The sequence below is a fragment of the Christiangramia flava JLT2011 genome (assembly GCF_001951155.1).
GTDB lineage: Bacteria > Bacteroidota > Bacteroidia > Flavobacteriales > Flavobacteriaceae > Christiangramia > Christiangramia flava.
In genome coordinates this window covers 402,712-426,139 of sequence record NZ_CP016359.1, presented here as the reverse complement: position 1 = coordinate 426,139, position 23,428 = coordinate 402,712, and the positions used below count along the sequence as shown (strand labels likewise).

The following is a 23,428-nucleotide window of genomic DNA, read 5'->3' as shown; positions in this document are numbered from 1 at the left end:
TTTACTGTTTTTCAGTTTCATTCGTATCTTCAAAATGCGCAACGGCATCGTAAGCCGACTTGCGCTTGTAGTCTTCGTCAAATAAAAGCGGATAGTTCTTCCGGCCTTCCACAGGATAATGGTCGAGCCAACTGTAGCGATCTGAAACGTTCCAGAAGGTCACCCCGGTTAGTTGATCTTTGTAATCCCTGAAAACCCTGAAAAACATATCATATTTTTCTTTTTGCCGCGCTTCGAGTTCAGGAGTAAATTCATCTGATTCTCCCTGTCGCAATTCTCTTCGCTCTTTTTCCCACTGGTACAGTGACACGTCCAGTTCCGTGATCTGGATGTCAAGCCCAAGAGAGGCGTATAAATCCATCGCTTCGCGAAGTTCGGTTTCCGTGGGGCTGAAAATGGACCAGTGACCCTGAATTCCAACACCATCGATCGGCACATCATTATCGATGAGCATCTTCAGCAGTTTATAGATTCGGTCTCTTTTTTCAGGAATAATCGCATTGTAATCGTTGTAATACAGCTTGGCATCTGGATCGGCTTCGTGCGCGTATTCAAAGGCTTTCATGATGAATTCCTCCCCGGCGATGTCCAGCCATTCCGATTTTCTCAGGAATTCGTCCGGCTTATCAGAAATCGCTTCGTTCACCACGTCCCAGGCATAGATCGTTCCCTTGTAACGTCCCACAACCGAATCGATGTGCGCTTTCATGCGTTGGTACAATTCCTCTTTTCCTACGGTTTTCCCATCCTCTGTTGTAAAGATCCACGGTCCAGCCTGCTGGTGCCAAACAAGATTGTGGCCGCGTAATTTTAGGTTATTTTCTTTGGCAAAGTTGGCGATCGCATCGGCCGGACCCCAGTTAAAACGGTCCATTTCCGGGTGGATCACGCCCATTTTCATCACATTTTCAGCGGTGAGACTATTGAATTCTGCGCGGATCAATTCAGCTGATTCTCCTTCCAGCGACCGCGGACTCACCGCCACGCCAATAGGAAAATAATCGGCATAATAATCTTTAAGCCCTTTTTCCGAAGCCAGGCTGCTCGTCTCCACACTGGCAGTTTCCTCGTTTTTTTCTGAATTTGATTTGCAGCTTCCCAAGAGGAGCGAGGCGATAACGAATAGACTAACCGATTTCAATAGTTTCATTTTTGCTGATTTTTAGTTGATGGTTTCCTGAAGTCCCAATTCCAGGCCGCGTAATTCGGCAAGACCTTTCAGCCTCCCGATAAGCGAATAACCCGGATAATAATTTTTATGTGCTTCTGCGGAATGCAGATAACCGTGATCTGGCCGCATGGGAAGACTGATTTTTTTGTCGTTCATATGCTGCAGAATGCTTTTCACGATTTGATTCATAGGAACATCACCGTCCAGATGCGGTGATTCGTGAAAAACACCTGATGCTTCCCGGCTTACGTTCCGAAGGTGTAAGAAGTGTACTCGATCTTTGTGATCGTTAAAGATTTTAAGCAAGTCATTGGCAGGCCTGGCACCAAGGGAACCGGTGCAAAAGCAGAGTCCGTTAGCCGGGATGTCCACTTCTTTCAAGATCCGTTCAATGTCTTCCCCGGAACTTACCACGCGCGGCAGGCCCAGTACCGAAAACGGCGGGTCATCTGGATGCACGGCGAGTTTGAGGCCAACTTCTTCTGCAACAGGCGCCACTTCACTCAGGAAATGGATCATGTTTTCCCGTAATTGTTCATCGCTGATGTTGGCATATGCGGCCAGCTGCTCTTTGATGATCTGGGGTGTGAAATTTTCATCACTGCCCGGCAATCCCAGCAAAATATTGCGGAAAAGCCTGTCTTTATCTTCCTGACTCATAGAATTTCCAAGCTCTACAGCAGCCGATATTGTTTCCGGTGCATAATCATTTTCGGCATGCTCACGCTTCAATAAAAAGAGGTCAAAAAAAGCAAATTTTAAAGGGTCGTACCGTAAAACGCTGGAACCGTCTTCCAGTTCATGATGATGATCGGTGCGCAACCAGTCTAAAATAGGCATGAAATTATAGGTCACGACCTCGAGCCCACAGTCGGCAACATTCCGTAAACTGATTTTATAATTTTCGATATACTCCTCATAATTCCCGTTTCGACGCTTGATATCCTCATGAACCGGCAGGCTTTCGATCACTTTCCAGTCCATGCCGGCCTTCCGGATCATGTCCACCCGTTCCATAATATCCTTTTTCTCCCAGATATCTCCTACGGGAATCTGGTGCAAGGCGGTAACGATGCCGGTAATGCCGGCCTGTTTTAATTCTTTGAGAGAGATGATATCGTGCGGGCCATACCATCTCATGGTTTGGGTCATTGTGATCATTCTAAAATCCTATTGAGTTACCACCGTCAACGGGAAGCACCGTCCCGGTAGTGAATTTTGATTCTTTGGAAGCATAATAATAAACAGCATCGGCAATATCTGAAGGTTCGCCGAGTCGGCCCATTGGCGTTCTGGAAAGTACTTTTTGCTTTCTTTCCGGTTCGCTGTCCAATGCCTTACTGCTCATATTGGTTTTAATGAATCCTGGCGCGACGCAATTCACGCGAATACCGAACTGAGCCAGGTCTACGGCCATGGAACGGGTCATTCCCTCAATAGCTGTTTTACTCGCGGTATAGGCGATCACCTTCGGAATACCATATTGCGCGGCCATGGAACTAATATTGACGATACTGCCAGACTGATGCTCTTTCATGAATTTCGAAACTTCCCGGCTCATCACAAATACGCTGGTAATATTGGTGTGGATGATATTCTGAAATTCCTCATCTGTCACCTCCATAAATTCTTTTTTCATGTTGATGCCGGCATTGTTGACCAGGATATCGATTCTTCCGGTTTCTTCATATATCTTCTGAACGGCCGCCGGAATTTCCTTCAGCTTCGTTAGATCCTGGATGAATGGCCTGGCATTAGGGCCAAATTCCTCGCAGGCCTGTTGTGTTTTTTCTTTATTTCTGCCATTCACATAGGTAATAATGCCGTTGTCGCAAAGTTTTTTTGCGGTGGCATACCCCAGACCGGCGTTGGCACCGGTGACAATTGCTACTTGTTTATTTTCCATATTTCTTAATTCCATGAAGGCCTGATGCCGGGAGCAAAAGGGAACTTCAGTGATTTATAATAGTCTAGGTTATGTTCGGGTTGAGGGACGTTTTCGGGCAGTTCCATTTTGGAGAACTGCTTAAAATAGGAAAGACAGGCATCTCTCCACCACCTGGCTTCCTTCAGCTGTATTTGCAACAACATGCTTACTTTTTGAAAACGCTGTTCATCTACAAATTTTTTCATTCCTTGCCAGGTTTGGATCATTTTCTGAACCTCTTCGACACCTTCCTGATACGTGCTGGACATATTGAACCAGAGTGTTTTACCATTTTTCATCTGGTAATCCCACGGAAGGTGATGAAACCATAGCAGAAATTCTTCCGGAGTGGTTTCAGGATTTTCATATTCCTGCTGAATGGGATTGGCGTACTGGGAAAGCGCATCGCTGCCGGAAGTGGTCCTGTCAAATCCCACCCCAAGACTATCGGCTTTATGGTAATAAACAGGATTCCATTCCGGGCGGGAGAGGTTGGAAACCCATGGTCCCGGGCCGTAATGATGCCCTGTCGCCATAATGTGGTGCAATCCCAGTGGCGTCATGTATTTCACTACGCTTTCCCTGGACTGCAGCATCATGTCGCTCACAGTTCGTACGAATTCCTCATCAGTAGAAAAGGTCATTTTCAGCCAGTCTTCGGCGATCGTCCTGGAATCTAGGTAAGGGTTCCAGGCCAGCCTTCCGAAGCCATACCAGTTGGCCTGCCCAAAGGGATGACCGGTCCAGTTACTTTCGTTTCCGATATTTGCCACTCCGGCCATTCCGGTTAATTTTTTATGCGATAAACTGCCATCGATGACTTTGGCAACCGTCGAGTTCTTGCCGGCAGTGTAGGTATCGGTTTCCAGCGTCTCCTGGAACATTTTCGGAAGATAGACCAGGTGCGAGGAAAAACCAAGGTATTCCTGTGTGATCTGGAATTCCATCATAAGCGGTGTATCGGGCATCGCTCCGAAAATAGGGTGGAAAGGTTCCCTGGGTTGAAAATCGATGGGTCCGTTTTTGACCTGTATCAGGACATTCTCGGCAAATTGGCCGTCAAATGGAACAAATTCAGAATATGCCTGTTTGGCACGATCTTCCGGATCATCTTCCGAGTATACAAAAGCGCGCCACATCACGATCCCGTTATGCGGGGCCAGTGCTTCTGCCATCATGTTCGCGCCGTCTACATGGGTTCGGCCGTAGTTATTCGGGCCTGGTTGACCTTCAGAATTTGCTTTAACCAGAAATCCGCCAAAATCAGGAATGCTTTGGTAAATTTCATCAGCCTTGTTTTTCCACCATTTTCGCACTTCAGGATCCAGCGGATCGGCCGTTTCCAGGTCGCCGGTTTCGACGGGGGAAGAAAAGCGTGCCGTAAGGTAAACCTGGATGCCGTAAGGCCGAAATACATCCGCCAGGGCTTGTACTTTTTCGATATACTGCGGGCTTAAAACCAGGGAATTGGCGTTCACATTTGTAAGCACCGTTCCGTTGATGCCCACCGATGCATTGGCCCGGGCATAATCGATGTATTCCGGTTTAATAAGTTCCGGCAGCAAGTGCCAGTCCCAAATGGAAAAACCGGCATAGCCTCGTTCCACGGTGCGGTCCAGGTTGTCCCAGTGATTGAGTACTCTTTTCTGAATCTTCGGAGAATCGGTAATGGCTATTTTCTCAATAGGCTGGTGTAGCTGTAATTCTTTCAGAAATCGGAAAGTTCCGTAGAGCAGGCCGATTTCTTTTTTTGCAGAGATCAGCATGATAGCCTTTCCCTTAAATTGTAGTTTTTTAATGAGGAATCCTTCTTCGTTGATGTGAGCGAAATCTGTTTTCAGTTGCTGCTGAAGTGGTTTCGGAAGTTCTTTTTCAGTGGCCAGCCAAAGAGCCTTGTTTTGTAAAGTTGTGTTCACCGCCAGTTCCTGACCGAAAAATGATCTCCAGGCAATTTGCAATTCTTCCTGCGCTTTGCCAGTAGTTTCTGATTGTGAGGAAAAAGTGACCGACTGGATCTCGTCTAGGTACGTGTTCTTCAGGTTATCACCCGTAATTTCAGCATATTGCAGCCATAGATCATGCCCTTTCTGAGCGTAGATGGAAAGGCTGGAGCTTAGGAATAACAGGCAAATTATCAGGGTTTTATAGAATTTCATTTTCGGTAATTTAACAGAATGCGAAACATCTGAGAAGCGAAAATTAGATAAAATAACCATACAAAACAAAAATTTTACGCAATCGGTTGCGTTTCATGTAAATTTAAGCGTTATTTGTTAATAGATTTATGATTTTTACAGCCTTTTTTTTATAAAGTGATAATAATTGAAAAATTTAGCCGAATGAAGATCAATACTTTAAAATTTAGCCTTCTCTGCCTCAGTCTTTTTTTTGTTTCAGTTCTAATGGCCCAGGATACCACTGAAACTAAGCCTTACGCTTTTCGAAATACCAGTTTGAGCATGGAGGAAAGAGTAGCTGATTTAATCAATCGATTGACTTTGGAAGAAAAAGCTTCACAAATGAAGCATAACAGCCCGGCCATTGAACGACTCGGTATCCCGGAGTATAACTGGTGGAACGAAGCGCTTCACGGGGTGGGGCGTTCCGGGGTTGCGACGGTTTTTCCGCAGGCTATCGGGATGGGTGCTACCTTTGATGAGGAATTGATCCAGCAAGTGGCAGATGTCATCTCAGATGAAGCTCGCGCTACTCACAATACGGCCGTAAAAAATGGCTATCGCCGGCAATACAGCGGGCTGACCTTCTGGACTCCGAATATCAATATTTTCAGGGATCCCAGATGGGGGAGAGGGCAGGAAACTTATGGGGAAGACCCTTTCCTAACCGGAATTCTCGGAACCGCATTTGTTAAAGGTTTGCAGGGCGACAATGAAAAATACTTGAAAACTGCGGCGGCGGCGAAACATTTTGCTGTTCACAGTGGTCCGGAAAAACTACGTCATGAATTCAACGCAGAGGCTTCACAAAAAGATCTGTGGGAAACCTATCTTCCGGCTTTCAAAGCCCTGGTAGATGCTGATGTGGAAACCATCATGTGTGCCTATAACAGCACCAACGGGGAGCCTTGCTGCGCCAATAAATACCTTCTTCAAACCGTACTTCGTGACCAGTGGAATTTCCAGGGACATATCGTAAGTGACTGCTGGGCCCTGGCCGATTTTTATAACGGTCATAACGTAGTCGAAAATGCGGAAGAAGCTGCAGCGCTTGCCGTGAAAAGCGGGGTGAATCTGAATTGTGGAGATACCTACCCTTCGCTTCCCAAAGCTGTTGAAGACGGTTTGGTGACCGAGGAAGAGATCGATGAGCAACTGGCTATTTTACTCAAAACGAAATTCAAGCTGGGACTTTTTGATCCCGCAGAAGATAATCCGTATTCCAGTCTTTCAGAAAAAGATCTGAATACTAAGGAACATCGGGAACTGGCAAGGGAAGTTGCCCAAAAATCTATTGTAATGCTGAAGAACGATGGCGTGCTTCCGCTGAAGAATGATCTGTCTAAATATTTCATTACCGGTCCCAATGCGACCAGTATCGAAATTTTGCTTGGAAATTATCACGGGGTGAATCCTGATATGGTAACCGTGCTGGAAGGCGTTGCCGCAGCGATCGCTCCGCAAAGTCAGCTGCAGTATCGCCAGGGTACTCTGCTGGATCGCCCAAATGCCAATCCGCAGGATTGGGCGTCGCCAAATGCCGGGAACAGTGATGCCACTATCGTGGTGTTGGGAATTTCAGGAGTACTGGAAGGAGAAGAAGGCGAATCGATCGCATCAGAAACTTTTGGGGATCGCCTGGATTATAACATTCCGGAGAACCAGCTTACCTATCTTCAGAAAATTCATGATGCCGCCGGTGATAAACCGGTTGTCGCCGTGGTAACCGGTGGAAGCCCTATGAACCTGGAAAAGGTCCATGAACTGGCAGATGCTGTTCTAATGGTTTGGTACCCGGGCGAAGAAGGAGGGAATGCCGTGGCAGATGTGATCTTCGGAAAGGTTTCTCCTTCCGGAAGGCTTCCTATTACCTTTCCAAAATCCCTGGACGATCTTCCGCCTTATGAGGATTACAGCATGAAAGGAAGGACTTATAAGTATATGGAAGCTGCGCCGATGTATCCTTTTGGGTACGGATTGAGTTATACCGATTTTGACTACTCCGATATCCAACTTTCAGAAAATAAAGTAAAAAAAGGAAAAAAATTAACAGCCAGCGTGGAAGTGACCAATACCGGGGATACTGCCGGCGAGGAGGTAGTGCAACTGTATATACAGGATGTCGAAACTTCCGTAAGTGCGCCAAAATACCAGCTTTTTGGTGTTAAAAGAGTGACTTTGGAAGCCGGAGCACAGCAAAGCGTGGAATTTTCGATCACTCCGGAAATGATGGGACTGGTAAATGAAAAGGGCGAAAGAGTTTTAGAAAAAGGCACTTTCAGGGTGTATGTTGGTGGTTCGACTCCCCATGAACGAAATGTGGAGCTCGGAAAGAAACCCGTTAAATCAGCCGAATTTCAACTACGCTAAGCAAGAAATATGAAAAGCTTCATCAAGGAGGATTTTTTACTGGAAAGCGATTTTGCGACTGCGCTTTATGAAAAGCATGCGAAAAACCTTCCAATTATAGATTTTCACTGTCATTTGCCTGTTGAAGATATTGCGGAAGACCGGCAGTTCCAGACCATCACAGAAATCTGGATCAACGGGGATCACTATAAATGGCGTGCCATGCGTGCCTTGGGTATTGCTGAAGAGTATATTACCGGGAACAGGAGCGATGCGGAAAAATTTCAGAAGTGGGCCGAAACCATTCCGTACACTATGCGAAATCCCCTGTACCACTGGACGCACCTCGAACTGGAACGATATTTTGGAATTACTGATTTGCTGAATGGCAGGAATGCCGGAAAGATTTTTCAGCAATGCAACGATTTGCTGGCAACCCCGGCTTTTTCAGCTCGAAACCTTCTGAAGAAGATGAAAGTTGAGGTGGTGTGTACTTCAGACGATCCAGTTGATGATCTGCGCTTCCACGAACAACTGAAAAATGAACATTTTGAAGTAAAGATTTTACCCACTTTTCGGCCGGATGTCTTGCTGAATATCGATCAGCCGGGTTTATTGGATTATCTTCAGAAACTGGCAAAGATCTCGGGTGTTGAAATTAAGAGTTTTGCCAGTTTGTTGCGGGCCATACAGCAGCGAGTAGACTTTTTTCATGAAATGGGTTGCAGGCTTTCCGATCACGGCCTGGACTACGCGCCTTCCGAAGAATTCACTGAAGCACAGCTGGATGAGATTCTTCAGAAAAGTCTGGAGAATACCGCTGTTTCAGAAGATGAAGCGAAATGTTACCGCTCCGCACTGATGTACCACCTTGGTGAGATGTATGCCGAAAAAAACTGGGTAATGCAGCTGCATCTTGGGCCCATTCGCAATAACAGTACTCGTTTGAAAGAAAAACTGGGCGCCAACGCCGGTGTGGACAGTATTGGAGATTTCCAGCAGGCTAAAAGTCTTTCGGGCTACCTGGACAAACTGGACCGCGAAAATAGGCTTCCGAAGACGATTTTGTACAATGTGAATCCTGCTGATAATGAGGTAATGGCCACTATGACCGGGAATTTCATGGGAGACACGCCTAAAGGTAAGATTCAGCATGGTGCCGCCTGGTGGTTTTTGGATCAAAAGAACGGTATCGAAAGACAGCTCGACGCCATCTCAAATATGGGGCTGTTAAGCTGTTTTGTGGGGATGTTGACCGATAGCAGGAGTTTGTTATCCTACCCAAGACATGAATATTTCAGGCGTGTGCTTTGTAATTTATTCGGAAGAGATGTTGCAAACAGCGAATTGCCGGAAGATATGGAATGGATCGGGAAGATCGTGGAAGATGTTTGCTATTATAATGCGAAAGAATATTTTAATTTCCCTGATTAGGCAGAGCCAGCTGGCAAATAAGCCTTAAAAGTGCCATTAACAGCCACTTTTATTTAAAAAGACATACTACATGAAAATTATCGTATAAGCCTGAATTGGCGAGTATTTCAGTGCCGGAAACTTCGAGGTATTATACCAATCAGGCCTGTGCTTTCCTAATCTTTTTGGGCTGGGTGTCGAGTTCGCAAATACTGGTCTTCCTGCTGGAGTTCCTGATAATGATCTCCGTATCCAGCATCGTAATTTCAGAAATATCGGTATCGAGGTTTTTTGAAGAATGATCGAGAATCCTTTGAGTGGAAATTTCGCCCATTTTCATGGCCGGGTGCGAAACGGTAGAGAGCGGAGGATCTACAATCGAAGCGATTGGATCATCATTAAAGCCAATGACGGCAAGTTCTTCAGGCACTTTTACATTCTTTTCCTTTGCTGTGAGGATCGCGCTAACCGCAGCGGTATCGTTCGATGAGAAAATACCATCTGGTGGATTGTCCATATTTAACAGCTCCCTGGTAGCGTCTTTTCCTTCTTCAAAACTCATGGTTTCCAGATCCACAATGATAGATTCATCAATTGGAAGGTCGTGATCGCGCAGGGCGTCCAGGTAACCTTTCTTCCGAAGATTATATACGTTCAAGTGCTGAGCCCCGGCAAAATGGGCAATTCGGCGGCAACCTTCATCGATCAGGTGTTTCGTTGCCCGGTAACCAGCAGCATAATTATCGATAATGACCCGGTAAGAATTGAACTTATCCGGAACCCGATCTACAAAAACGATGGGGATATTTTGATCTGCAAATTGCTGAAAATGCGCGGTATCTTTGGTTTCCATTCCCAGCGAGACGATGAGCCCGCAGATCCTGCTATCATATAATGCTTTTGCATTATTCACTTCGTTTTCATACCGGTCATTAGACTGGCTAATCAGTACATTATGACCCGCTTTCCTGGCAGCATCTTCCACACCGCTAATCAATGACGACACAAAGGGCCTGTTGATCCTGGCGATCATGATCCCGATGGTCTTGCTTTTATTTTTACGCAAACTGGCAGCAATAGAATTAGGACGATAGCCCATTTTCTTTGCAGCCGATTGAATTTCTTTGGTCGCTTTCTGCCCTATACTTTTATGATTGTTTAAAGCTCTGGAAATAGTTGAAGGAGAATAATTGAGCTTTTTGGCAATATCGTATATGGTGACTTCTTTCTTTTTTTTCATTGATCAGCATAAGTATTTCAGGTTCTGAATGTTACAGATCCTAAAAATATCTAATTAGAGTGTCTGTAATTTAACATATTTTGATGAGATATTTGCCTAAAATGTGACCTAAAACGCCTATCTGGTAAGCTTTCACAGTTTCAGGATGCTGAAAATTTTAAGGAAAATGATTTTTTTCAGAATTTTTGAAAATTTTCAGTTGTGAAATGGAAAAATTTCGGGATCGCTTCGGAAAACTTCTGTTGATTTCGCCTCTTTTTGCTACTTCGGAAAAACGGAAAACAAAAGCATTAAAATTCAGAAATAAATCAGTCTGAAATTGGTTCGATTATTCAGGTTTTAGGGAAATTTCTTGGCTAAAAAAGCTATCTTGAAAGCCTCTGAAATTTTAGAATTTCAGCATGGAACTTTTTTAATTTTGCGATCAAATTTTGAAATATTTCGCCTGCTACTTTTTACTTAAAACCTGTTACTGCTTTTGAAAAGGAATACGATATTTAAACTAATCGCTATCGCCTTCCCTTTTTTTCTCATCCTGGTGGTGGAGGTGATCCTCAGGTTGGTGGGATACGGCGAAGGTTACGAACTTTTTCATAAAATTATTTCTGAAAACAAAACCGAATATTACGTAATGAATTCGGGAGTTTCCCAGAAGTATTTTAAAAATACCGGTTTTCATTCTGATAACCAGTCAGATTTATTTTTAAAAAAGAAGACCGATAGTACTTTCAGGGTTTTCGTGCAGGGTGCCTCTACCGTGGTTGGCTTTCCATTTTATAAGAACGGGTCTTTTCCCAGGCTCCTGAAACACCGACTTTCCCTGACCTTTCCCAATAGGAACATCGAAGTGGTGAATACCGGCATCACGGCGGTTAACTCGTATACCCTGTGGGACCTGAGCGAGGAGATCATCAAACAGGATCCGGACCTGGTGATCATTTATGCGGGGCATAATGAATATTACGGAGCTTTGGGTGCGGGCTCCTCGGTTTTTATTGGGGAGCATCCATTCCTGGTAAGAACATATTTACGTTTGAAAAACCTGCGATTTTTTCAGTTACTGGAAAACGGATACGCCAAGATCTTCCGGGCAAAAAAAGATGATGGTTTACAGGTAGGAGATTCCACCCTGATGGAAGTCATGGCCCGGGAACAGCAGATCCCTTATGAATCTGAGGTATTTGAGGCGGGAATCCAACAGTTTCAAAGCAATTTGGAAAAGATCCTCGCAAACTACCAGTCTCATGATATTCCGGTTATTTTGTCAACTTTGGTTTCCAACGAGAGAGATATTCCGCCTTTTATCAGCGAGGATCTGGATGAGGAAAAGTTCCGCATGGCGCTGGATTCCAAAGATGAAAATATCGGGAAGATCGCGCAGAAAAACGCCATGGCCGCTTACCTGTTAGGCCAATATTATTTGGAGCGCCAGCCAGATTCCGCAAAAAAATATTTGGAAATCGCGAAGGAACTGGACCTGCTTCGGTTTCGCGCTCCTGAAAAGATCAATGAAATAATTCAGCAGCTATCCGAAAGAGAAGATGTTGCCCTCGTGGATATGAAACGTGTTTTTGAAGCAAGATCTGAAAGTGGAATTATTGGCGATGAGCTTCTAACCGAGCACGTGCATCCTAACGTAGAAGGAAACTTCGTGATGGCCGATGCTTTTTACAATAAGATCAAAGAATTACATCTATTAGGGAACTGGCAGCATTTTGTTTCCTACCAGGAAGCATATCGGGATATACCAATCAGTAAAATTGATTCGATTCGTGGCAAAATGATCGTACAGGACCTGAAGCGCTCGTGGCCCTATGTCCTGGATATGTCTGGCCGTAACCCGGTAAGGCAATATCATTTCCTTCAAAATCCAAGTTTTGAGGAACAAAAGGCGATCGCGCTGTATTCCGGGAAAGAAAAGTGGGAAGATGTGATGAGGCTGGCGTATCATACCTATCTCAAAGATGGTGATTTTGAAAATGCGCTCAAGGTTGCACAATCTTTAATTGCGGAATTTCCTGAACAAGCCCGGGTGTACGAGATGGCAGCAAACATTTGCCTGCAGATGAAAAGGCCGGAATACGCGAAATTCTATTCTGATAAAGCGGAAAAATTGAAATAAACCTACCAGGGTTTACTGATGTCTTCCCTGGTAAAGAGGTGATTTCTGCTTCGGAAGTACGTGTTTTCTTCCCGTTGTCTTAAAATTTGATTTTTTCCGAAGATCTTTTGAAGAAAAGCCAGGGGCACCAGGATGAGGTAAAAGCACAGGAACATCCACACAAAATTCATGATTTTACCCAATATGGCTGAAAAGGAAAACCAGATGCTGGCTAAGGCCAGCGAAGCTTTCATGGAAATTAACGGAAGAGCCAGGAGTATTAAGGCAAGGTATAACAGCCAGTTCCGGTCATATATCAAAAACCCGATGATGGAGGCCATGGCCAGCACGATCACCGTTTCAAATGCTTTTTCTTTTTTCATCAGAAAAGGCTGTAAATGAACGGGGCCAGGGCAGAGCCATTGGTTAAAAAAATAAAAGCTCCCAAAATGATGAAAATGAGGATCAGCGGGAGCAACCACCACTTTTTGCGTTCTTTTAAAAAGAGAAAAAATTCTTTGACAAATTCCATTATTTCGTGATTAAAAAATTTTCCATTACCAGCACGTCGATACCGGAGTTCATAAAACAGCGATAAGCATCTTCCGGCGTGTTCACAATGGGCTCATCCATCACATTGAAACTGGTATTGATAAGGACGCCGGTCCCCGTCACTTTTTTATATTTCTGTAATAAATTCCAGAATTTCGGGTTCATACTTTTTTTGACAACCTGAACTCTCGCCGAAAGATCAGCATGCGTGACAGCGGGTAGTTGAGACTTCGGAAATTTTCGCTTTTCGTCGAGGCTGAAGCTGTCAAAATTTTCCGGCAACTCCTGCAGCAACGAATCTTTTAACTGGTTCGTGAACAGCATATAATGTGACCTTTTTCCGGGTTTGAAATACGCATCATAATCTTCTTCACAAACGGCGGGAGCAAAAGGTCTGAAGCTTTCCCGAAATTTTATTTTCCGGTTGAGTTTCGATTGCATTTCGGGGTCGGTTGCATCAGCGAGGATACTCCTGTTTCCAAGCGCACGTGGTCCAAATTCGGTCCTTCCGCTAAACCAGCCAACGACTTTTTTTTCGACTATATAATTTACGGTTTTTTCGTAAACTTCTTCATCGGAATCAATATATTCAAACTGACACTTATGTTTTCGAAGCACCCTTTCAATATCAATTTCTGAAAATTTAGGGCCCAAATAATTATCAAAATTTTTTGTGAGACCGGAAAATGGAAGATCAGAATGCAGGTAATTGGTGACCAAGGCTGCACCAATGGCAGCTCCCGCATCACCGGCAGCGGGCTGGATATAAATATCTTCAAACAGCTGCTGCTCATATAAGACTGAATTGGCCACGCAGTTCAGTGCCACGCCACCAGCGATACAAAGGTAGTTAGCCCCTGTTTCTTTTTTGATATGCTGAAGCATCCTGAGCAGAGCCTGCTCGAGGACTTTTTGAGCCGCCAAAGCTAAATCAGCATGAATTTGGGTAATTGCTTCTTCCGGTTCCCGTTTTTTGAGTTCAAATAATTGTTCCCATTTTTTAGGGTCAACCATCCTGAGACCGTATGGATATTCAAAATAGACCTGATTCAATTTAATGGAACCATCCTCCCGAATATCGATAAGCTTAGCGCTTATGATTTCCATAAACCGACGGACTCTTTCAGAATGTATCGAGCTGTAAGGAGCCAGTCCCATCATTTTATATTCCCCTTTATTCACTTCAAAACCCAGGAAATAGGTGAATGAAGAATAGATGAGTCCCAGGGAATCCGGGAATTCTAATTCTCCAAGTATCTCTATGCCCTTCTTTCCGCAGGCATGGCCGTACGCGGTGGTAGTCCATTCACCCACACCATCAACTGTTAGGAAAGCGGCCTTAGAAAAAGGAGAGGTGTAGAACGCGCTGGCGATATGCGATAAGTGGTGTTCGGGAAAAACGATCTTCAAGTTTGGAATTTTATGGCCACCGTTCAATTCCTTCAATTTTTTCCTGATGAACTGTTTTATAAAGAGTTTTTCCTTCAGCCACACGGGCATGGCTTTGGAGAAGGACCTGAAACCTCGGGGTGCGAAAGCATAATAGGTTTCCAAGAGCCTTTCGAATTTCAGAAATGGCTTGTCATAAAAAGCGATGGCATCTAATTCACTAACGGCAATTCCGGCTTCCTGAAGGCAGAATTTGATAGACTCTTCGGGAAAGGAAGCATCATTTTTGATTCTTGTAAAGCGCTCTTCCTGAGCGGCAAACAGGACTTTCCCATTTGAAATGATTGCTGCAGCTGAATCGTGGTAATATGCGGAGATGCCCAGTACTGTCATTTACATAAAGATATTTATTTCAGTCAAATTCTTCGGAAATTCTATTCGCAACAAATTAGCATAAAAAAGAGGCTGTATAGTTACCTATCAGCCTCTTTTCACTATTTTAAACTAACTCAAAAACTTAACTATTTCTATTTTATTGGTAGCCAGGATTCTGATAAGCTGCTTTTTCAGCTTCTGTCATATCCAAATTGTCTATTTGACCGCGCGGAATTGGGCGTAAATAGAGGTAAGGTTCAATATTTCTTTGGGTCGTTGTTGGACTATGGTCTGTTGCGTCATTACCGGCAATTCTATAAGAACCGGCTAATTCTCCCCATTTTTGGGTTCGAACGAGATCATACCATCTGTAACCTTCACCAAAATATTCTCTGGAACGTTCAGCCAGGATATAATTGATATCGATATCAGTAGGAGTTGCAGCGATCATAGCTTCACTGTTATCTTCTACGCGAACTTCCTGCTCCCCGTTGTCATAGCACCATTTTCCGGCACGTGCACGAAGAACATTTACCAGGTCGTATGCGGAGTAACTTCCGGAAGCACCTTTTACAGCAGCTTCAGCAGCCACCAGGTAGAATTCAGAATATTTGGCAATCGGGAACGGACGGGTAAGTGCGCCATTCGGAGATCCTAATCCACCCTGATTATCGGTACGATAGGTTCCTAGTTTCCATAAACCTGGATAGAATCTTCTATTGATCTCATCCGGGTTGATCACATAATCTGATCTTCCAGGAATCTCACCGCCTCCTATATTTCCACCATTTACGTAAGTTACCGCATCATCATGTTCATCTAAGAACGAGATAACCGCATCGCCAGGAGCGATTTCCATGCCGTTAGCAGCGGTAATGGTAGGGGTTGGATCACCTCCTTTGTTCCAGTTTCCTCTGTAGCTGGTCACAAAAGTTGCGTCGTATCTTGAATCAAGGTCTTTTTCTGCAAATGTTTCAGTTAAAGCGCCAATAGTAGGAGCCATACGTGTCCATGGTCTTCCGTAGCTTTGTGCAGCTTCACGCTGAACTGCTGCCACACCATCCACATTGATCGTGGTATAGTTAGGTGTCACCATCCATACGGCGGTGTTCGCACTGCCATCTGTACCACTCCAGCCCAGATCGGCCCCGTTGTAGATCTGGCTTTCTTCCGTACGATCTGCATACAACATCATCTCGTCATGACGGTCATTTGTAGCCACGTGAACGTTATAAAAGCAGTCTAATAAACGGTAAGGTCCCGGGTTTTCAATTCCTTCTACAGCCAGGTCATAAGATTGCTGGAAATAGTACTGCGGATTTTGACCATCAGGATCTGTTCTTGTGGTTTCCGGATAGGTTGGAATGTTATTTGGGTTCTCTAACCACCATGCGTAAGTAAGATAGGCTTTTGCTAGATACAGGCGCGCCACATTCTTGGTTACCGCTCCTTCCAGTCTTGGATTTTCTGGCAGGTCATTTACTGCGGCTTCCAAATCTGGGAATATTGCCCTGGTATAAACTTCAGGAACAGTGTTTCGAACAGAAGTTCTAACCGCCGAGTTGTTAAATGCCAATTCTCCAGATCCAAGGTCTAATGGCACACCGCCATAGGTCTGGACCAGCAAGAAATAATTGAAAGCTCTGAAAAATCTGGCTTCCGCGATCAATGAGTTGTCAAGGCCAACGGCTTCTGCATTTTCGATAATCCCGTTAGCAGTGTTGATGGCAGGAAAGGCATTCCCCCAAACCACTCCGATAGAAAAACCACTGGTGGAGCTTAAATTTCCCTGTCCCGCAAGGTCCAGATCATAAAAGTTATTATCTGCACTCTGGGCAGCAGTGTATTCATCTGTACCGGTTTCCCCAAGGTTTAGGAAATAGGCAAATCCATACACGTTTCTCAGGTTTTGATAGAGATAGGTCAATCCACCTTGTACACCTAGTTCGGTCGTGAAGAATTCCGGAGTAAATACACCCCGTGGCTCTTCTTGCAGAATATCATCTGAGCATGATTTCAATCCAAATACCGTAATCGCAAAAACGACGACTACTGGTATTATTTTAAACTTAATTTTCCTCATAATTTTTTTTTAAAATGAAATGTTTAATCCTATCAAATAATTTCTTGTAGAAGGAACGTTTGTTCCAATTGTAGGAATACCCCGCGATACGTTGGTAGTATTTACTGCCACATTCTGGCGGTTTCCGTTTCCATCAACACCGGAGTTTGTAATCTCCGGATCTAAACCAGATTCATCATAAAACGGAGAGAATAACACGAATGGATTCTGTGCCGAGGCATAAACACGCAGTCTCTGTAAACCAATTCCCTGGGTAAAGTCCTGATCGAAATTATATCCTAAGGTCAAAGAACGAATTTTCAGGTAAGAAGCATCGAAATAACCTAAAGTACTGGCATATTTCGGGTTGTCTCCACTCTGTAAACCTCCTGGTGCCGGATATCTGGCATCTGTATTGGTAGGAGTCCAGTAATCTACATCTACGTTGTTTGTTCTACCGGTCAATAAATTCAGGTAACCACTTGACGAATACAAGGTACTTACCAGGGTACCTCCGTTCTGGAAAGTTCCCACTACGTTCAGATCAAAATTCTTGTATGCCAAACGGGAGTTGAAACCTCCTCTAAAGTTCGGAGTAGGATCAATGATCACTCTGTCTTCAGGGCCTATGGCGCGTACCGGTGAACCATCAGCATTGTATTCTCCTGTATATCTAACTCGAATCATACCGGCGCCACTGGCTCCTGGTTCGTACTGACTAAGGTATTGGAAATCAGGATCAGATTCGTTCCAAAGACCAATATTATCATAATCGTAGATCACATTAATTGGTGATCCCACGAACCAAAGGTTTCCTTCATCTCTCAACTGCCCTGATGCCAGGGAAGTGATCTCGTTCTGGTTACGATATATGTTGATCCCGGCATCCCAGGTAAATCCATCAGGGTTATCGATGATCGTTGCATTAAGAGAGATCTCGAAACCTTTGTTTTGGGTAGCTCCAATGTTACTGGTCACGTTCCCCACTCCGGAAGTTGCAGGCAACCCAAGAGTATATAGAATATCATTCGTTTTGGTAAGGTAATATTCGAAAGTACCGGTTAAACGGTTGTCGAACAATCCGAAGTCCAGACCATAGTTGTAAGTTTCTGAAAATTCCCATCCAAGGTTCGGATTCGGTAACTGGTTTACAAAATAACCTGTCGCGAAAGTACTTCCGAAGTTATAGTTTACAGTATTTAACCTTCCCTGAACCGAGTAGGGGGCAATAGCCTGGTTGGAAGTTTCCCCGTAACCGGCACGTAATTTCAGTAAATTGATCCACTCCACGTCTTCCATGAACGCTTCATTACCAATATTCCAACCTACTGAAACAGCAGGATAGGTAACCCATTTGTTACCAGGTGCCAGTCTGGAAGAACCATCTGCACGCAAAGTTGCAGTCATTAAATAACGGTTGTCATATTGATACAGGATTCTTCCCATATAGGATAATAACCCGGTAGCGGAATAGCCGGTACCGTAACCCGTGATATCTTCAGTCAGCGCAGAGTCCAGGTTATACCATAAAGAGTTTTCATCCGGAATATTGCGAACGCTTAATCCTGAATTATCATACTGAGTATTTTGTGCAGAGAACAATCCTACAAAGTTCACTTTATGTTTTTCTGCAAAAGTTCTGTCGTATAATATTTGGTTCTCAATTACATAATCTCTGGTAATAGAAGTGTTGTAGCTACCAGACGAAGGGTTGGTTGCATTGTAATTGAATACACCCTGGCCTGTGAAATTTCCATCGCGGCTGGTGCGGAAGTTCAAACCAATATTCATGCGGTATTTGAGGCCTTCCACCCATGGAATTTTAACTTCTCCATAGAGGTTGTTATAAGCACCAAAATCTAACTGCTGGTTCTTTCTGCCGTCGCCAATTCTGTTAATTTCATTTCTGGTAGGGATCCATAAGTTATCAGCTTGAGTCTGAAGTCTAACCGATCCAAGGAAATCCCCGTTTTCATCATAAGGGCTCAATAGGGGAGAGGCACTCAATACGCCGCCAACTCCTACGATACTACTTGCCTGGTTGTAGTTCAATACCGAATTCAAACCAAATCTGAAAAGCGAACCAACTTCCTGGTCTATCTGGGCTCTTAAAGAAAATCGCTCGAAGGAATCATCAGGAACAACCGAAGTTTCCTTGAAATAACCTAAGCCCATGTTGTAAGTTCCTTTTTCAGAACCACCCTGTACACTAATGTCGTGAGAAGTTTGCAATCCAGTACCATATAAAAGGTCCTGCCAGTCGGTATCATTAGCAAGGTCTTCATCGCCTCCTAAGTCGTAGATAGGAGTTCCGTTTTGATTAGGATGAGCCGCAACATCAGCGCGAAGCTGAGTAAGCTGGGCGGCATTCATTAATGGGTATTTATTGAAAACTTCTTTTACCGCATAATAGGTATTATAGGAGAAAGTAGCTTTTTGACCTTCTCTACCGGTTTTAGTCGTGATCAAAATCACCCCGTTCGCACCCCTGGAACCATAAATGGCAGTAGCCGAAGCATCTTTCAGGATGTCAAGACTTTCAATGTCGTTAGGATTAATGTCACTTAAACCACCGGAAAACGGGATCCCATTCAATACGATTAAAGGATCGTTGTTTCCGGAAAGCGAACGTACTCCGCGAATTCTAACCTGTGGAGAGGCTCCTGGCCTGGTGTTGTTGGTAGAAATGTTTACACCGGCCGCGCGCCCGATCAGGGCTTCCTGGAAGTTAGCGGTCTTTACTTCATTCAATTCTTCTCCTTTAACCGAAACTACGGAACCGGTCACTGCTTCCCGATTTTGAGTACCGTAACCAATCACCACCACCTCATCAAGCGCCTGGCTGTCGGTTTGCATCACTAAATCGATTTCGCTACGACCATTTACTGAAATTTCCTGGGTTTGAAACCCAATAAAAGAGAATTCCAGGGTAGCGTTAGGAGAAACATTCTCCAGGGTGTATTCCCCGTCAAAATTAGTGGTAGTACCCTGGCTGCTTCCTTTAACGATTACGGTTACCCCGGGCAATAAGCCGTTGTCGTCCCGAACGACACCCGAAACCGTAATGTTTTCCTGAGCGTAGGATATAAAACCACTTATTAGAAAACATAAGAAAACAAATTTCCTCCAAGAGGCTTTAAGTTGAATGTGTTTCATATTAGTTTAATTTAGTTTGTTTGTAATTCTGCTGGCTTATAAATGCGATTCAAGCAAAAAAACCGACGTTAAATTTTAATTATGATAAATATAAAGAAAAATTAACATTACGCAATCGGTTGCGAAGAAAAGCTTTAAAATTTTTATAATTTAACATAATTGTCAAATTCGCATGCCTTTTAAATTACTGTTATTCAGTATATTGTAAATTTTTGAAATTTACGAATACGATTGATTAAAAGTTTTTCTAATTTTAAAAAGCAAAATTTTCAATATTTCATGATTATGATTAACAAATCCTCAGGAGTAATAGCATTTGGTATATTGCTTTTATCGCTCTCCTGCAAAAACAACGAAAATAAAGAAGCGACTTCTGAAAGTACAGTAGACTCTGTTTCGGTGAATTCCGAAGAAGCGGAAATGGTCGAGGCAGAGCCACTGGTAAAAGACCTTTATACTGCCGATCCTTCTGCACATGTTTTTGAAGACAAAATTTATATTTATCCAAGTCACGATTTTGATTCCGGAATTCCTGAGGACGATCTCGGCAACCATTTTAATATGAAAGATTACCACGTATATTCCATGGATAGCGTTGGTGGAGAAGTCACAGATCATGGCGTGGTGCTGGATGTGGAAGATGTGCCATGGGCCAAAAGACAGATGTGGGCGCCAGATGCTGCGGAAAAGGATGGTAACTATTACCTCTATTTTCCGGCCAAGGATAAAGATGATATTTTCAGGATTGGCGTTGCAGTGAGCGATGATCCTGCAGGACCCTTCAAACCGGAAGCAGAAGCCATTAAAGGCAGTTTCAGTATCGATCCTTCGGTATTCCAGGATGAGGATGGTTCCTATTATATGTATTTCGGTGGAATTTGGGGCGGTCAGCTCCAGAGATGGCAAACCGGGGAGTTCGCGGGAGAAGATACCTACCCGGCCGATACTTCTGCTGCGCTTCAGCCCAAAATAGCGAAGCTTTCCGAAGATATGACCAGTTTTGCCGAGGCTCCGAAAGATGTACAGATCCTGGATGAAAACGGAGAATTGTTGACCAACGGCGATAACGATCGAAGGTTTTTTGAAGCGGCCTGGGTGCATAAAATGAATGGGAAATACTACCTGTCGTATTCCACCGGAGATACGCATAAAATCGTGTACGCTACGGCCGATGATCCCTATGGGCCTTTTACCTACCAGGGCGTGATCCTGAACCCGGTTCTGGGCTGGACAAATCACCATTCCATTGTAAAATATAATGGAAAATGGTACCTGTTTTTCCACGATAGCTCACTATCCGGAGGGAAAACGTATTTGAGAAGCGTTAAAATGACCGAATTGAAGTTCAATGACGACGGAAGCATCAAAACTTTAGATGCAATGGTTCAAAATGATAGTTTACAATGATCAATAAAGCATTTGTCTCCATAATAATAGCCGGTTTGGTAAGTTCTTTTTCTGTGATGGCGCAGGTAGAACTGCCAAAACTGATTAGTAACGGAATGGTCCTGCAGCGTGATGCCGAAGTCCGACTTTGGGGCTGGGCCAGTCCGGGAGAAGCGGTCAGGATCAACTTTAAAGATCAACAATACCAGGCAACTGCTACTGAAAATGGTGACTGGGAGATCAGGTTAAAAGATTTGAAGGCCGGCGGCCCGTACCAGATGCAAATCGCCGCCAGTAATCAAATTGTGCTGGATAGTGTATATATAGGAGATGTTTGGCTGTGTTCCGGCCAGTCGAATATGGAAATTCCCATGTCGCGTGTCGCCCCGCTCTATGAAGAAGAGATCGCTTCAGCCAATAACCAGTACATCCGGTATTTCGAAGTTCCGAAGGAATATGACCTGTCGAAGGAACGCGAGAAAATTTCCGGAGGACAGTGGCAGGAAACCAATCGCAAAAATATTGATGGTTTTTCCGCTGTTTCTTATTTCTTCGGAAAAAACCTTTATGAAACTTACAAAGTGCCAATTGGGTTGATCAACTCGGCGCTCGGCGGTTCTCCCGTTCAGGCGTGGTTGAGCGAAGACGCGCTTAAAAATTATCCTGAATATTATGAAGAAGCACAACGTTTGGGAAAACCCGGCGTGATCGATAGCCTGGAGCAAATTGACCAGGACCGTATTCGCGGGTGGTATGCTGAAGTGAATTCCGGGGATGCGGGCAATAGCAATCATTGGGAACAAAAAGACCTGGAAGATTCCGGCTGGACTGAATTTGTTGTTCCCGGTTACTGGAATTTTGATGGCAAGGAAAAGCAAAATGGAGTGGTGTGGTTCCGAAAGAAATTTGAGGTTTCCGAAGCACAGGCTGGGCAATCAGCAAAACTACTGCTTGGAAGGATCGTGGATGCCGATTCAGTTTTTGTAAATGGCCAATTCGTGGGGAATACAACTTACCAGTATCCGCCGCGACGCTACGAGATTCCGAAGGATTTGCTGGTTCAGGGCGAAAATACGATCAGCGTAAAAGTGCTCAACGAGCGTGGGCGCGGTGGTTTTGTTTCAGATAAACCTTACGAGATCAATTTTGACGATGAGTCTAAAATTGAACTTTCAGGAAAATGGATGCATAAAGCCGGTTTTCTTACCAGCCCTTTGCAGCCACAAACCTTCTACCGCTGGAAACCGGAAGGTCTTTACAACGCGATGATCCACCCTATCGAGAAGTACCACATCAAGGGAGTGATCTGGTATCAGGGCGAATCGAATACCGGTGATCCAGAAGCGTATAAAACGCTTTTCCCGGATATGATTGCAGACTGGCGGGAAAAATGGGGACAACAACCTGAAGATTTCCCTTTTATCTTCGTGCAGCTTGCGAACTTTATGGAGGCGTACGATGCACCAACCGATTCTAACTGGGCGCGCCTTCGGGAGGCTCAACTGGAAACGCTCCAGGTACCTAATACTGGTATGGCTGTGGCGATCGATGTGGGAGAATGGAACGATATTCACCCTTTAAATAAAAAAGATGTGGGGGATCGTCTTGCGCAGGCGGCTAAAAACCTGGCATACGGGGAAGAGATTGTGGCTGGTGGTCCCATTTTCGAATCGTATGAAGTGAAAGGTGATTCTATCGAAATTCATTTTAAGAATGTGGGCGATGGCCTGATGGCTGAAGATGGAGAACTGAAAGAATTTGCCATAGCTGGAAAAGACCAGAAATTCGTTTGGGCCAATGCTCGAATTGAAGGCGATAAAATCGTGGTGTTTAGTCCGAAAATATCCAATCCCGTGGCGGTAAGATATGCCTGGGCCAATAATCCCGAAAATGCCAATTTGTACAATAAGGAAGGTTTACCAGCCTCACCATTTCGTACAGATGACTGGGAATTGTCCAGATAAGGTAATGTCTTAGCAACTGGTCAAATAGTTAGTTTTTAGCGGATTAAATTCCATATTATTCAAAATAATATTTGGATTATTGAATAATCTTTACTTATATTTGAAAATGTCTAAACAACACTTATAAAGCAGGTTGTTTTCTTTCCGCAGCGATTTTAGATAAAAA

At 44.2% G+C, this 23,428-nt stretch carries 15 protein-coding genes; 5 read left to right on the top strand and 10 right to left on the bottom strand.

Going from position 1 to position 23,428, the window contains the following annotated elements; translation table 11 throughout:
• Position 1: 1 nt before the first annotated feature.
• From GRFL_RS01615 to GRFL_RS01600, 4 genes are read right to left on the bottom strand one after another with little or no spacing between them, the layout of a single operon-like run.
• A complete protein-coding gene (locus tag GRFL_RS01615) occupies positions 2 to 1,150 on the bottom strand; it encodes an endo-1,4-beta-xylanase (RefSeq protein ID WP_083642880.1) in 1,149 nt (382 codons plus the stop codon).
• 12 nt (positions 1,151 to 1,162) lie between these two features.
• Positions 1,163 to 2,332, bottom strand: a complete 1,170-nt coding sequence (uxuA, locus tag GRFL_RS01610; RefSeq protein ID WP_083642879.1) for a mannonate dehydratase — start codon at positions 2,330 to 2,332, stop codon at positions 1,163 to 1,165.
• Between the two features lies 1 nt (position 2,333).
• Positions 2,334 to 3,077 carry an SDR family NAD(P)-dependent oxidoreductase gene (locus GRFL_RS01605; protein ID WP_083645916.1) on the bottom strand — a complete coding sequence of 248 codons (744 nt, stop codon included), beginning with the start codon at positions 3,075 to 3,077 and terminating at the stop codon, positions 2,334 to 2,336.
• Between the two features lie 5 nt (positions 3,078 to 3,082).
• On the bottom strand, positions 3,083 to 5,254 hold the full coding sequence (locus GRFL_RS01600; protein WP_083645917.1) for an alpha-glucuronidase family glycosyl hydrolase: 2,172 nt from the start codon (positions 5,252 to 5,254) through the stop codon (positions 3,083 to 3,085).
• A 183-nt stretch (positions 5,255 to 5,437) separates the two neighbouring features.
• Between GRFL_RS01600 and GRFL_RS01595 the strand changes: the two genes are divergently transcribed.
• Together GRFL_RS01595 and uxaC are read left to right on the top strand one after the other, a co-directional pair.
• On the top strand, positions 5,438 to 7,645 hold the full coding sequence (locus GRFL_RS01595; protein ID WP_083642877.1) for a glycoside hydrolase family 3 N-terminal domain-containing protein: 2,208 nt from the start codon (positions 5,438 to 5,440) through the stop codon (positions 7,643 to 7,645).
• 9 nt (positions 7,646 to 7,654) lie between these two features.
• Positions 7,655 to 9,058 carry a glucuronate isomerase gene (gene uxaC / locus GRFL_RS01590; protein WP_083642875.1) on the top strand — a complete coding sequence of 468 codons (1,404 nt, stop codon included), beginning with the start codon at positions 7,655 to 7,657 and terminating at the stop codon, positions 9,056 to 9,058.
• 139 nt (positions 9,059 to 9,197) lie between these two features.
• On the opposite strand, the gene GRFL_RS01585 is transcribed toward uxaC, so the two are convergent.
• Positions 9,198 to 10,277 (bottom strand): LacI family DNA-binding transcriptional regulator, encoded by a 1,080-nt coding sequence (locus GRFL_RS01585; protein WP_083642874.1) that lies wholly within the window; start codon positions 10,275 to 10,277, stop codon positions 9,198 to 9,200.
• A 478-nt stretch (positions 10,278 to 10,755) separates the two neighbouring features.
• Between GRFL_RS01585 and GRFL_RS01580 the strand changes: the two genes are divergently transcribed.
• Entirely contained in the window at positions 10,756 to 12,399 is a 1,644-nt protein-coding gene (locus tag GRFL_RS01580) for an SGNH/GDSL hydrolase family protein (protein ID WP_083642872.1), read from the top strand.
• Between the two features lie 2 nt (positions 12,400 to 12,401).
• On the opposite strand, the gene GRFL_RS01575 is transcribed toward GRFL_RS01580, so the two are convergent.
• From GRFL_RS01575 to GRFL_RS01560, 5 genes are all read right to left on the bottom strand, one after another.
• On the bottom strand, positions 12,402 to 12,761 hold the full coding sequence (locus GRFL_RS01575) for a hypothetical protein (protein ID WP_083642871.1): 360 nt from the start codon (positions 12,759 to 12,761) through the stop codon (positions 12,402 to 12,404).
• A complete protein-coding gene (locus GRFL_RS18190; RefSeq protein WP_236995858.1) occupies positions 12,761 to 12,910 on the bottom strand; it encodes a DUF5989 family protein in 150 nt (49 codons plus the stop codon). Before GRFL_RS18190 ends, GRFL_RS01575 begins: the two co-directional genes overlap by 1 nt.
• Positions 12,910 to 14,712, bottom strand: a complete 1,803-nt coding sequence (locus GRFL_RS01570) for a carbamoyltransferase family protein (protein ID WP_083642869.1) — start codon at positions 14,710 to 14,712, stop codon at positions 12,910 to 12,912. Before GRFL_RS01570 ends, GRFL_RS18190 begins: the two co-directional genes overlap by 1 nt.
• 139 nt (positions 14,713 to 14,851) lie before the next feature.
• On the bottom strand, positions 14,852 to 16,777 hold the full coding sequence (locus GRFL_RS01565) for a RagB/SusD family nutrient uptake outer membrane protein (protein WP_083642867.1): 1,926 nt from the start codon (positions 16,775 to 16,777) through the stop codon (positions 14,852 to 14,854).
• Positions 16,778 to 16,786: 9 nt separating this feature from the next.
• The gene (locus GRFL_RS01560) at positions 16,787 to 19,912 is read right to left on the bottom strand and encodes a SusC/RagA family TonB-linked outer membrane protein (RefSeq protein ID WP_083642865.1); all 3,126 of its coding nucleotides are present in this window, start codon (positions 19,910 to 19,912) and stop codon (positions 16,787 to 16,789) included.
• Between the two features lie 285 nt (positions 19,913 to 20,197).
• On the opposite strand from GRFL_RS01560, the gene GRFL_RS01555 reads away from it, so the two are divergent.
• A complete protein-coding gene (locus GRFL_RS01555; RefSeq protein ID WP_083645915.1) occupies positions 20,198 to 21,319 on the top strand; it encodes a glycoside hydrolase family 43 protein in 1,122 nt (373 codons plus the stop codon).
• On the top strand, positions 21,316 to 23,262 hold the full coding sequence (locus GRFL_RS01550) for a sialate O-acetylesterase (RefSeq protein ID WP_083642863.1): 1,947 nt from the start codon (positions 21,316 to 21,318) through the stop codon (positions 23,260 to 23,262). The genes GRFL_RS01555 and GRFL_RS01550 overlap by 4 nt, the downstream gene beginning before the upstream one ends.
• Positions 23,263 to 23,428: the final 166 nt, after the last annotated feature.

Bases quoted from the DNA above. Each gene is read 5' to 3' on its own strand.
- GRFL_RS01615 (WP_083642880.1), bottom strand. From the start codon at position 1,150: ATGAAACTATTGAAATCGGTTAGTCTATTCGTTATCGCCTCGCTCCTC.
- uxuA (WP_083642879.1), bottom strand. From the start codon at position 2,332: ATGATCACAATGACCCAAACCATGAGATGGTATGGCCCGCACGATATC.
- GRFL_RS01605 (WP_083645916.1), bottom strand. From the start codon at position 3,077: ATGGAAAATAAACAAGTAGCAATTGTCACCGGTGCCAACGCCGGTCTG.
- GRFL_RS01600 (WP_083645917.1), bottom strand. From the start codon at position 5,254: ATGAAATTCTATAAAACCCTGATAATTTGCCTGTTATTCCTAAGCTCC.
- GRFL_RS01595 (WP_083642877.1), top strand. From the start codon at position 5,438: ATGAAGATCAATACTTTAAAATTTAGCCTTCTCTGCCTCAGTCTTTTT.
- uxaC (WP_083642875.1), top strand. From the start codon at position 7,655: ATGAAAAGCTTCATCAAGGAGGATTTTTTACTGGAAAGCGATTTTGCG.
- GRFL_RS01585 (WP_083642874.1), bottom strand. From the start codon at position 10,277: ATGAAAAAAAAGAAAGAAGTCACCATATACGATATTGCCAAAAAGCTC.
- GRFL_RS01575 (WP_083642871.1), bottom strand. From the start codon at position 12,761: ATGAAAAAAGAAAAAGCATTTGAAACGGTGATCGTGCTGGCCATGGCC.
- GRFL_RS18190 (WP_236995858.1), bottom strand. From the start codon at position 12,910: ATGGAATTTGTCAAAGAATTTTTTCTCTTTTTAAAAGAACGCAAAAAG.
- GRFL_RS01570 (WP_083642869.1), bottom strand. From the start codon at position 14,712: ATGACAGTACTGGGCATCTCCGCATATTACCACGATTCAGCTGCAGCA.
- GRFL_RS01565 (WP_083642867.1), bottom strand. From the start codon at position 16,777: ATGAGGAAAATTAAGTTTAAAATAATACCAGTAGTCGTCGTTTTTGCG.
- GRFL_RS01560 (WP_083642865.1), bottom strand. From the start codon at position 19,912: ATGAAACACATTCAACTTAAAGCCTCTTGGAGGAAATTTGTTTTCTTA.
- GRFL_RS01555 (WP_083645915.1), top strand. From the start codon at position 20,198: ATGATTAACAAATCCTCAGGAGTAATAGCATTTGGTATATTGCTTTTA.
- GRFL_RS01550 (WP_083642863.1), top strand. From the start codon at position 21,316: ATGATCAATAAAGCATTTGTCTCCATAATAATAGCCGGTTTGGTAAGT.